8 protein-coding genes are annotated in these 12,007 nt (G+C 55.9%); all 8 read left to right on the top strand.

From position 1 onward, the window contains the following. Positions 1-46 precede the first annotated feature (46 nt). The 8 genes from BQ2657_RS11440 (at position 47) to BQ2657_RS11405 (ending at position 11,825) form a co-directional block, all read left to right on the top strand. On the top strand, positions 47-994 hold the full coding sequence (locus tag BQ2657_RS11440; protein WP_075580722.1) for an L-lactate dehydrogenase: 948 nt from the start codon (positions 47-49) through the stop codon (positions 992-994). 17 nt (positions 995-1,011) lie between these two features. Further along, a complete protein-coding gene (hemW, locus tag BQ2657_RS11435; RefSeq protein ID WP_075580721.1) occupies positions 1,012-2,145 on the top strand; it encodes a radical SAM family heme chaperone HemW in 1,134 nt (377 codons plus the stop codon). 109 nt (positions 2,146-2,254) lie between these two features. Continuing rightward, entirely contained in the window at positions 2,255-3,295 is a 1,041-nt protein-coding gene (gene hrcA / locus BQ2657_RS11430; RefSeq protein WP_075580720.1) for a heat-inducible transcriptional repressor HrcA, read from the top strand. 10 nt (positions 3,296-3,305) lie between these two features. Then, positions 3,306-3,914: a nucleotide exchange factor GrpE gene (gene grpE / locus BQ2657_RS11425; RefSeq protein ID WP_075580719.1), complete on the top strand. Its 609-nt coding sequence runs from the start codon at positions 3,306-3,308 to the stop codon at positions 3,912-3,914. Between the two features lie 52 nt (positions 3,915-3,966). Beyond that, complete coding sequence (gene dnaK, locus BQ2657_RS11420; RefSeq protein ID WP_075580718.1) at positions 3,967-5,826, top strand: molecular chaperone DnaK; 1,860 nt, start codon at positions 3,967-3,969, stop codon at positions 5,824-5,826. A gap of 22 nt (positions 5,827-5,848) precedes the next feature. Continuing rightward, positions 5,849-7,018, top strand: coding sequence for a molecular chaperone DnaJ (gene dnaJ / locus BQ2657_RS11415; protein ID WP_075580717.1), 1,170 nt, complete (start codon positions 5,849-5,851; stop codon positions 7,016-7,018). Positions 7,019-7,304: 286 nt separating this feature from the next. Then, positions 7,305-9,071, top strand: coding sequence for a ShlB/FhaC/HecB family hemolysin secretion/activation protein (locus BQ2657_RS11410; RefSeq protein WP_232709081.1), 1,767 nt, complete (start codon positions 7,305-7,307; stop codon positions 9,069-9,071). Between the two features lie 30 nt (positions 9,072-9,101). Then, positions 9,102-11,825, top strand: a complete 2,724-nt coding sequence (locus BQ2657_RS11405) for a two-partner secretion domain-containing protein (RefSeq protein ID WP_075580715.1) — start codon at positions 9,102-9,104, stop codon at positions 11,823-11,825. Positions 11,826-12,007: the final 182 nt, after the last annotated feature.

Here is a 12,007-nt window from a genome sequence, read left to right as displayed (position 1 = left end):
GGTTTCCTGGGAATTTCAGGGACCAGACAGAAAGGAGTCCAAATCGATGATCAACAGCAGAAAAGTCGCCATTGTCGGCTGCGGCATGGTTGGTGCCGCTACCGCTTACACCCTGATGCAGCACGGGCTGTTTTCGGAAATGGTCCTGGTGGATGTGGACCGGAATCGGGCAGAAGGGGAGGCCATGGATATCAACCATGGCATGACTTTTGCCGCTCCCATGGATATCTATGCAGGCAGTTACGATGACGTAACTGATGCGGCTATTATTGTGGTCACTGCCGGAGCCGGCCAGAAACCGGGAGAGACACGGCTGGATCTGGTGAAAAAGAATGCAGGCATCCTGCGCAGTATCATCCCGGAAATTGCCAAAAGGGACTATGAAGGGATCCTACTGATCGTGGCCAATCCGGTGGATATCCTCACCCATGTGGCCCAGAAGATGTCCGGGCTGCCCCGGAATCGGGTATTCGGGTCCGGGACCGTGCTGGATACTGCCCGGCTGAAATTCCTCTTGGGCCGGCATCTGGATGTGGACAACCGGAACATCGAAGCCTATATCATCGGAGAACATGGGGACAGCGAAATCCCGGTGTGGAGCAGCGCCAGCGTAGGAGGTGTATCCATCCACGACTTCTGCGAGATGCGGGGATTCTATAACCATGAAAAGGCCATGGAACAGATCGCCGACAGCGTGAAGAACAGCGCCTATGAAATCATCGAAAAGAAAAAGGCTACCTATTACGGTATTGCCATGGGGGTCCAGCGGATCTGCAGTGCCATCGTCCGGGATGAAAAAAGCATCCTGCCGGTTTCCATCTATCTGAATGGGGAATTCGGACTGACAGGGGCGACCTTGAGCCTGCCGGCCATCGTAGGGAAAGACGGCATTGAAAAGATCGTCCCCATTTCCCTCAGCGAGGGTGAACAGAAAGCCCTGGCCCGTTCCGCCCAGATCCTGAAGGATACGGCAGCCACCATCGGGATGGCGTGAAGGCAGGGGGGAACAGCATGGCAAAGCCCTGGGAATCTTATCAGGCGGTCTATGTCCACATTCCATTCTGTGTCCATAAATGTGCCTACTGCGATTTCGCTTCCTATCAGATTTACAATGAACATATCATGAGCGACTATGCCCGGCGTTTGGCGGAGGAAATCTCCGCCTGTACGCCGGCTTTGCCGGTTTCTCCCCATGCTACGGTGTATTTCGGCGGAGGGACTCCCAGTGTACTGCCTCTGGATGCTATGGAGGCGGTGGTCACGGCCCTGAAGGAGCGGGGATTTTGGCAGCAGCCAGCAGAAGCCACCTTGGAGGCCAATCCGGGGACGGTGGACTTGGACAAGCTCCAATTTTACCGGCAGCTGGGCTTCGACCGGCTGAGCCTGGGCATCCAGTCCTTCCAGCCGGCCGAACTGGCATCCATGGGACGGGTCCATACGGCAGAAGATGCGGAAGCGGCCATCGCCCTGGCTCGGGAAGCCGGATTCCAGCGGATCAGCGGGGATCTGATCTACGGGTATCCAGGCCAGACGGCGGCAAGCGTCCAGGATTCTCTGGAACGGCTGCTGCAAACTGGGGTGGACCATGTGTCCGTCTATGGCCTCACCGTGGAGGAAGGGACGCTCCTGGCCAAACAGGTCCGGGAGGGAACAGCAGCCCTGCCCCCAGAAGACGAGACGGGAGCCATGTATGATTTCCTTATGGAAGCCCTGCCCCAAGCCGGCTACCAGCGGTATGAGATCTCCAACTTCGCCCGGCCCGGCCAGGCATCCCGGCACAACCAGGTGTACTGGCATTACGATCCTTATCTGGCCTTCGGGGCGGCAGCCTGCCGGTTCGACGGCATCAGCCGGGAAACCAATCCCCGGAACCTGACGGCCTATCTCCGGGGAGAGGCCCCGGAACAGGAGGAGCTGTCTCCGGAGATTCGCCGGGAAGAGCTGGTATTCATGAGCCTGCGCACTGCCAAGGGACTCTCCCTTGCTGAATTCCGCCAGCGCACCGGCAGCAGTTTCTTTCCATTATATAAAGACGCTTTTGCTGCCTGTGCTGAAAGGGGCTGGATCGCCCGGGAAGGAGACCGGATCCATCTGACGGAACGGGGAATGCAGTACGGCAATCTGGCCTTTGAGGAATTTCTGTAAAAAGAAAAATATTTTCTGCAAATCTATTGACAATTTGACTAAAGAGGTGTATCTTTACACTTAGATGTTAGCACTCCAACCATTAGAGTGCTAACAATCAAGAAGAGAGATGATTACAGTGCTAAGTGACCGCAAGAAAAAAATCCTTCAACTGATCATTGAAGATTATATTGAAACGGCTGAGCCTGTAGGATCTCGCAGCATCGCCAGGAAATACAATCTGGGGATCAGCCCGGCAACCATCCGGAACGAGATGTCCGACTTGGAACTGCTGGGTTATCTGGAACAGCCGCACACTTCGGCAGGACGTGTCCCGTCAGCGGCTGCCTATCGGTACTATGTGGATTCCCTTGCCAAACCGGATGCCTTGGCGCCCAATGACGTGGCGCTGATCAACAGCTGGTTCCGGGAACGGGTCCACAGCATCGACGATATCTTCCAGTCCACCGCTAAGATCCTGTCACGGATGAGCAAGAATGTGTCCGTGGTGCTGGCCAACAAGGACAGTGAAAGCGTCTTTTCCTACTTGCGCTTCCTGCCTCTCAACGAGCACCAGGCCATCTTGTGCATCGTGGCCAATGATGGGCGGATGGACAACAGTGTGATCCAGATCCCGGCTGGCATGAGCCGCCTGGAAATGGACACCCTGGCCCAGCGGGTCACCAACAAACTCCATGGGATGAAACTGGACGATATCACGGACCAGATCCTGAAAGACGTCCGGGATGCTCTGGCTGGAGACAAAGCCCTGTATGCTTCTCTGATCCAAGTGGTCAGACAGATGCGGAGCGGCCAGCAGGAGAACAAGATGTACCTGGGCGGTACCAAACAGCTGCTCAGCCAGCCGGAATTCAAGGATCCGGAACGGATCCGAGAGCTGCTGAGTGTGCTGGAGGAAGAGCAGATGCTGAAGGATATGCTGATGGCCGACAAAGACTCCGGTCTCAAGGTGACCATCGGCAGTGAAAACAAATTTTCCGGCATCCAGGACTGCAGCATGATCCAGGCCATCTACCGGCTCAACGGACAGGTGGTGGGGACCCTGGCTGTCCTGGGACCGACCCGTATGGAATACCGGAAGGTGATTTCCGTGATGGATTACCTCCACAACTACCTGCGGGTGGTCATGAATAAAATGGATGAAAAGTAGGGGAGGACCAATGAAAGAGGAGCAGCAGAAGAATCCGGAAACCGTGAAGGCAGAAACGGCCCAGGCCCAGACGGCGGCGGAAGAAACCGCGGAACAGGCCAAGACGGCAGGAGCTGGAGCGGCTGACGTGAAAGACGAAAAAGCAGCGGAACCCAATCCCAGGGACGAAAAAATCGCCCAGCAGGAAAAGCAAATCGCTGAACTGCAGAACAGGCTCCTGCGGCTGCAGGCCGATTTTGACAACTTCCGGAAACGGAACAATGAAGAACGGGAACGGCTGGGCCGGTATGTCACCGGACAGGTAGCCCGGGAATTTTTGAAGGTGCTGGACAATTTCGAGCGGGCGGAAGCCAGCCTGGAAGCCAGCAAAGACGGAGACGCCCTGAAGAAAGGCATGGGGATGATCCACAAGCAGTTCGAAAAGGCACTCCAGACCCTGCATATCGAAGAGATACCGGCGGAAGGCAAACCCTTCGATCCCCAGATCCACGAAGCCGTCATGCAGGGCAGCAATCCGGATCTGCCGGATGAAAGCATCGACTTGGTCCTGGAAAAGGGCTACAAGATCGGTGACGACGTGATCCGCCATTCCAAAGTGCGGGTTGTCCGTAACGATTGAAAACGACGTGTTGAACGATTGATAATTCCAGATTTGACAGGAGGAATTCATTATGTCTAAGATTATTGGTATTGACTTGGGGACCACCAACTCCGTAGTCGCTGTGATGGAAGGCGGCGAACCTACGGTTATCACCACCCAGGAAGGCGGCCGGCTGACTCCTTCCGTGGTGGGCTTTACGAAAAACGGGGAAAGACTGGTAGGCCAATTGGCCAAACGCCAGGCTGTATCCAACCCGGAACGGACCATCAGCTCCATCAAACGGCATATGGGCACCAAATACACTGTGACCATTGACGGCAAGGATTATACGCCGGAACAGATTTCTGCCATGATCCTGGAAAAGATGAAGGGCGATGCAGAACGGTATCTGGGTGAAAAAGTCACCGAAGCTGTCATCACCGTACCGGCTTACTTCAACGACAGCCAGCGGCAGGCCACCAAGGATGCAGGCCGGATCGCCGGGCTGGATGTAAAGCGGATCATCAATGAACCGACGGCTGCAGCTTTGGCTTACGGCATCGACAAATCCGACGACCATACCATCCTGGTCTATGACCTGGGCGGCGGCACCTTCGATGTGTCCATCCTGGAACTGGGCGACGGCGTATTCGAAGTGAAATCCACCAATGGGGATACCCATCTGGGCGGCGATGACTTCGATAAGCGCATCATGGACTGGATGTGCGATGAGTTCAAGAAACAAAACGGCATCGACCTGACCGGAGACAAGATGGCCATGCAGCGGATCCGGGAAGCGGCTGAAAAAGCCAAGATCGAACTGTCCAATATGCTGACCACCAATATCAACCTGCCCTTCATTTCTGCAGGCCCCAACGGCCCGCTCCATATGGACCTGGATCTGACCCGGGCCAAATTCGACGAAATGACCAGCGACCTGGTAGACCGGACCATCGTCTGCGTCAACAAGGCCCTGAGCGATGCCAACATGACCCCGAAAGACATCAACAAGGTCCTGCTGGTAGGCGGTTCTTCCCGTATCCCTGCGGTGCAGGAAGCCATCAAACGGACCATGGGACAGGAACCGGCCCATGGGGTGAACCCGGATGAATGTGTGGCCATGGGTGCTGCCATCCAGGCCGGTGTACTGGCTGGGGATGTGAAAGACGTCCTGCTGCTGGATGTGACGCCGCTGTCCCTGGGTATCGAAACCATGGGCGGTGTGATGACCAAGATCATTGACCGGAACACCACCATCCCGACTTCTAAGAAACAGGTATTCTCCACGGCTACCGACAACCAGCCCTCTGTGGATATCCATGTCCTCCAGGGCGAACGGGAAATGGCTGCGGATAACAAGACCCTGGGTCGTTTTGAACTGTCCGGCATCCCGGCTGCTCCTCGGGGAATCCCTCAGATCGAAGTGGCTTTCGACATCGATGCCAACGGCATCGTGAACGTCAGCGCCAAAGATCTGGGCACTGGTAAGGAACAGAAGATCACCATTACTTCTTCCGGCAGCCTGAGCAAGGAAGAAGTGGATAAGATGGTCAAGGAAGCCCAGGCCAACGAAGCCGCTGACAAGAAGCGGAAGGAAGCGGTAGAAGCCAAGAACCAGGCCGATACCCTGATCTACCAAGCTGAAAAGACCATCAAAGACATGAGCGGCAAGGGTCATGACGACCTGATCAAGAAGGTCCAGGACGCCATCGCCACCTTGAAAGAAACCATGAAAGGCGACGATACCGACAAGATCAAAGCCGATACCGAAGCCCTGCAGAAACCTCTGTATGAACTGAGTGCTGAACTGTATAAGCAGAACCAGGGTGCAGCCCAGGGTGCTGCCGGTGCCAACGCCAATACCGGTGCAGGTGCCAGTGCAGGAAATGAAAGCAAGAAAGCCGACGACGATGTAGTGGATGCTGAAGTCGTGGACGACGACAAGAAATAAGCTTTCCTAGAGGGAGATACGGATGGCAGAGAAGAGAGACTACTATGAAGTGCTGGGCGTTTCCAAGAATGCTACAGCCGACGAGCTGAAAAAGGCTTACCACAAACTGGCCCGGAAGTATCACCCTGACCTGAACAAAGACAATCCGGAAGCAGCGGATAAGTTCAAAGAGGCCAACGAAGCCTACAGTGTCCTCAGCGATCCCCAGAAGAGAGCGGCCTATGACCAGTACGGCCATGCCGCTTTCCAGAACGGGGGAGGGCCCGGCGCAGGTGCCGGCAATCCCTTCGGCGGCGGATTCCAAGGGTTCGGCGGCTTCAGCGGCGAAGGCATGGACGACATCTTCAATATGTTCTTTGGAGGTGCCGGCCGTGGCGGCGCCGGCCGGCGGGCTGACAACGGTCCCCGGCAGGGGTCCGACCTGCGGATGGATACCCAGATCACCTTTGAGGAAGCTGCCTTTGGTACGGAAAAGAAGGTGCCCTTGAACCGGGAAGAGGAATGCGAGGCTTGCCACGGTTCCGGAGCAGCCCCCGGCAGTACGCCGGAAACCTGTCCGGAATGCCATGGGACTGGGGAAATCCGGGTCACCCAGAATTCTCTCTTTGGCCAGGTGGTCAATGTACGGACCTGCCCCAAATGCCATGGGACCGGGAAAATCGTCACCAATCCCTGCAAGAGCTGCCACGGTACAGGCCGGGTGAAGAAGCGGAGAATCCTGACAGTGAAGATCCCTGCCGGGGTGGACAACGGCTCCCGTCTGCGGGTGGCTGGAGAAGGGGAAGCTGGGATCCGGGGCGGACGCCCTGGGGACCTGTATGTGTACCTGTATGTGAAACCTCACAAGTTCTTTGAACGGGAAGGCACCACGGTCACCTGTGAAGTGCCCATCAATATCGTCCAGGCGACTTTGGGGGCGGAAATCGAGGTGCCCACCCTCTATGGCAAGGTGAAGGTAAAGATCCCGGAAGGGACCCAGCCCAATAAGATCCTGCGCCTGAAGGGGAAAGGGATCGTATCCCTGCGGACGGGCCAAAAGGGAGACCAGATGGTCCGGATCAAAGTGGTGATCCCTACCGGGCTCAGCGATGCCCAGAAAGATGCACTGCGGAAATTCGGCGAAGCCGGAGGAGGCAGCATCAATCCGGAAGAAAAGAGCTTCCTGAACAAGATCAAAGACCTGTTCAAGTAAGGTCAGGTTGGAGTAAACAGATAAAGGGTTGTTGCACGTGTGAAAATCACAAACGTGCAACAACCCTTTTTTTGTATGTACCAAATTTCAGTATAGACAAAAAACAATCAGTTGGAAAGAATTTGTGAACATCAGATATCCAAACAAAAAATCGGATAAGAATAGTGGATATTCAATAATGATTCGTATATAATAGGAGAACGCAGAATAGATACGAAAGTATACTAAAAAGAAAACAATTATTTATAATTGCTTTTACAGGACAGCTTAAGGGGAGACAATCATAATGAAAAAACAGTTAAATCCATTGATCGGGGCCGCCATTGCCCTGAGCTTGGGCGTGCTGCCCACTGCTATAGCAGGAGCCGCACCCAGTCAGGAAGACGCAGCAGCCCTTCGGACTGTCCGGGAACGGCAGAGTGATGCTACCATGCTCCAGAACGAGGCACGGAACCGGGCCCGGGCGGAAGCCCAGCGGGCCGCCTCTGCCGCCGGTCAGATCGCCATCGAAGAAACAGAACGGCCCAAAATGGAACTGCCGGATACCCTGAAGGTCCAAGTGAACGGATTCAAGATCACCGGCCAGGATGTGATCCCGGAAGCGGAGCTCCAAGCCCTGCTGGCGGATAAAAAAGGCCAGCTGCTTTCTTTTAAAGACCTCCAGGACGGGGCTGACACCCTGACTCGGTACTTCCGGGGCAAAGGGTATCTGGTGGCCCATGCCTACCTGCCGGTGCAGAAGATCAATGATGGGATCGTGGAATACGCTGTCACCGTAGGGACCTTGGACGGCTTCACCCTGAACAACCACACCAAGATCCATCTGGGGGCCCTGGAACGGGAAACCAACTTCCTGAAGAAAGAAAAATATCTCACCCGGGACAGCCTGGAACGGGCCGTATGGCTCCTGACCGACCTGGCTGGGGCTGATGCCAAGGCTACGCTGCAGAAAGGCTCCAAGCCTGGCAGCGTCCATGTGGTGCTGGATGTGGATGAATACAAAGGCAAACAGGGGCTCTTCACGGCCAGCAACTACGGCAGCCGGTCCATGGGGTACAACCAGTATTCCGTGAATTACGACTTCCTGAACCTGGCCCACGAAGGGGACCATCTGATGGCCAATGTCTCCACTTCCGGCCGGAAGATGTTCGACTGGGGCCTGAACTACACCCTGCCGGTGATCCGGGATGGATGGCGTTTCTCTGCCGGATACAACGTGCTCAGCTACGATTTGGGAGATGAATTCGCCCAGTACGATGGGGTGGGCCACTCCAAGGTGGCATCCCTGGGGCTGGATTATGCCATCCGCCGGAGCCGGAAGCACAACCTGTACGCCGGGGTCCGCTACGAACACAGCGACATCAAAGATGAATACCGCCGGATCTGGAATTCCACCTACGGAGACAAGAACGGGGATGCAGGGATCCTGTCCCTCTATGGGGACGACGAAGATACCCTGGGGTCCACTGATTGGCGGGTGGAATACAAATGGGGGAACATCACCAATGATGCTTTCTATTCTCCCGATATCTATACCCAGTGGCTGGCCGGCAGCCCGCGGACCAACGGCACCTACCACAAGGCCACCGGCTACATCCAGCGGCGGCAGAACCTGGACGGCCGGACGTACCTGCTGCTGACTGCCCGGGGCCAGTACGCCTTCTCCAACCTGGATTCTTCTGAACATTTCTATCTGGGCGGGCCTTACGGCCTCCGGGCGTACCCCACCAGTGAAGGCTCCGGGGATACTGGATATCTCACAAGGGCGGAACTCCGCTGGCTGCTGCCGCTCAAGAAGCAGGAACAGCAGCTCCACCTGGCCTTCTACCTGGAACACGGGGGCGTATGGATGAATCATGACAGCAGCCTGACCCCGGCGGGAGAAAAGAACCATCGGAACCTGCAGGATGTGGGCATCGGGCTGATCTGGTCCCGGTATCAGGACTGGTTCGTCCGGGCAGATTATGCCTGGAGATTGGGAGCCGAGGAACCGGTCAGCGACACCAGCCATAAGAACGGTCATTTCTGGCTGATCGGCGGCGTGTACTTCTAAGAGATGAAGGTTCACTGGAGGAACAGAACTATGGATAAACATTTGAAATATACGAAGAAATGGAAACGGAAACTGTCGGCGGGGGTGCTGTTGGCCCTGTCCCTGGGGGGAACGGCCTATGCCATGCCCACTGGCGGCCAGATCCAGTCCGGCCAGGGCACCATTGCCCAGAACGGGAAGAACATGACCGTCACCCAGCAGAGCGGGAAAATGGCGGTGGACTGGACCCAGTTCAACATTGCCCGGGATGAAGCGGTGAAATTCGCCCAGCCCGGCCGGGACGCGGTGGCCCTGAACCGGATCACCGGAGGCCAGAAATCCGTCATCGACGGGGCTCTGTCCGCCAACGGGAACCTGTTTCTGGTGAACCCCAACGGGGTGGTGTTCGGCAAGACGTCTAGCATTGAAGTAGGGAGCTTGGTGGCTTCCACCGCCCAGCTCAGCGACACTTTCATGAAGAGTTTCGCAGGCAGTACCGCCAACTTGAACTTGACCATCGGGGAAGGGAACAACAGCGCCATCCTGAATGAGGGCACCATCACGGCCCAGGGCGGCCTGGTGGCCCTCCATGCGGCCCAGGTGGAAAATACCGGTACCATCAGCAATCCGGGGGGCACCGTAGCCCTGGCCGCCGCCAAACAGCTGACCCTTTCCCCGGACAGCGACGGGAAGCTGAATTATGCCGTGGACGGAGAACTGGCCCAGGCTAAAGCCCTCAACAGCGGCAGGATCCAGGCCGACGGGGGCTATGTGGTAATGACCGCTAAAAGTGCCGACGATGTGCTGGGCACCGTAGTGAATAATACCGGCACCATCGAAGCCAGGACCCTGCGGAAAGATGAAAAAGGCCAAATCCTCCTGGACGGGGGCCAAAGCGGCCAAGTGGAAGTGAGCGGAACCCTGGACGCATCCGGCACAGACGAAGGCCAGAGCGCCGGCAGCATCAAAGTCATCGGTCAGAAGACCGTGGTCCACGACAACACCAACCTGCTGGCCAAAGGCAGCGTGGACGGGGGCAAGATCGAAACTTCCGGGGACGTGCTGAGCCTGGGAAATGGGCTGACCATCGACGCCAAAGGGACCCAGGGCAAGGCCGGGGAATGGTTGCTGGACCCCTTGGATGTGATCATTGCCGACAGTGATCCCACCACCACCAGCAACTATGACAACGCGGAAAAGAAAACTGCTGCAGATTCTGATTTCACTAGTGGCAGTGCCTCCATCGGCTACAACGACCCCGATGCCACCACCGCCAATGCCTCTTCCGTGAACAGCGCCGTGACCTGGATCTCTACCGATATGGTGGAAAAAATGCTGAATGCGGGCACCAATGTGACCATCCAGGCAGCAGCCACCAACGGATCCGCCAATATCATCGTCAAAAATGATATCGAAAAGACAGCAGGAAAAGATGCCACCTTTACCCTGGATGCCATGCGGAATATCACCATCAATGGCAATATCTCTTCCACGTCCAACAAATTGAATGTGGTCCTGAATGCGGACAGCAACGGGGACCAGATCGGTGCCGTGATCATCAATGCGAACATCGATACCAATGGGGGAGATTTCACCTCTGCTACTGGCGGGACGGTGAAATATGCCAGTGATTCTGCCAATACCAAAGGGTATGGGGAAGGGACCCTTACGGGCAAGGCAGATCCTACGGGCCATACGGTCGGTACCTATTTTGGCCATGTGGACAGCAGCGGTACAGCGGATGGGGCAAAGGATGACCGGCTGATCAAGACCAGCGGCGGGAAGATCACCCTTAACGGGGAAATCGCCATCGGCCTCAACGGGGGAACTCTGACCCTGGATTCCGGGGGAGGAGATGTGACGGCCACCGGGATCATCAACTCCGGGAACAGTTATGGGGCCTATGTATACGGGACGGACACCTGGGATACCCTGGTGGAAAAGACCGTGGAAAACTACCTGAAAAGCGGCACGGTCCCGGCCTATCATTATCAGGGCGTCAACTATGTAAAAGACGCCAACGGCAATTATGTGAAGAAGGCAGATGGGACCTATGAATATACCACGGAAGCCCAGGAATATGCTGCTGGACAGCCCCATTACACCTTCTCTGAAGCCGATACCCAGAATGTCCGCTGGCTGGGAGATGGGAGTTCTACCAGCGTCAGCGTGGATAAGGGGAAGGGCTATGCTTCCGTCGTCATCACCAAGGGCAGCATGACCTTGGAACAATGGCTGAACTACCAACTCACCTATAACACGGCCAACTTTGCCAATCGGTATATCAGCCAGGACAGCGGGGTCAAAATCGTGACCGAAACGGTGGGCAATAAGACCAATACTTATGTGCGCAATGCCGATGGTTCGAATGTGACCGCAGCCCAGTTCAAGACCTACCTGGCCACGGCTCTTTCCAATCTCCAGAGTGATACGGCCAGCACCGATACCACCAAGATGCTCAATGGAGAGACGGTCTACAACAACCTGAAGGATGACATCAGCCATCTCTTGGCTACCAACTGGTTCGCATCCAAAGAACTGGCCCAGGGAGATACCAAAGGGGGTTCCGCCGTAGGGGATTCCTACCTGGCCACCATCACCACCATCCTGGAAAACTCCCTGACCACGCCCAACGGACAGCAGATCCTCTGGGCCGGTGGCCGGGGATCCGGCGTACTGAACAAAACCGGTTCTACCAACAACGACAAGGCCTACCCCTCGTATAATAGAGTTGTACCAGATATTCCCTTTTATAGTGAATTACGGTACGATTAGAATGGAGCTGTGGATCGGTTGCGCGCCCCTACCGCTTGACGGTTTTTGTAGAGTCCGACCACAGAATTCATTCAATTTGTTAATGAGTTGGATACCGCTCGACGGTTCATATCTAGCGAGGATACATTATGATGAAGTCTCTGTGGCTTTGATGCACAGCTGCCAATTCAAAAAAAGGAGGT

The organism is Acidaminococcus massiliensis (assembly GCF_900095825.1).
Classification (GTDB): domain Bacteria; phylum Bacillota; class Negativicutes; order Acidaminococcales; family Acidaminococcaceae; genus Acidaminococcus; species Acidaminococcus massiliensis.
This window is presented reverse-complemented; position numbering and strand designations above follow the sequence as displayed.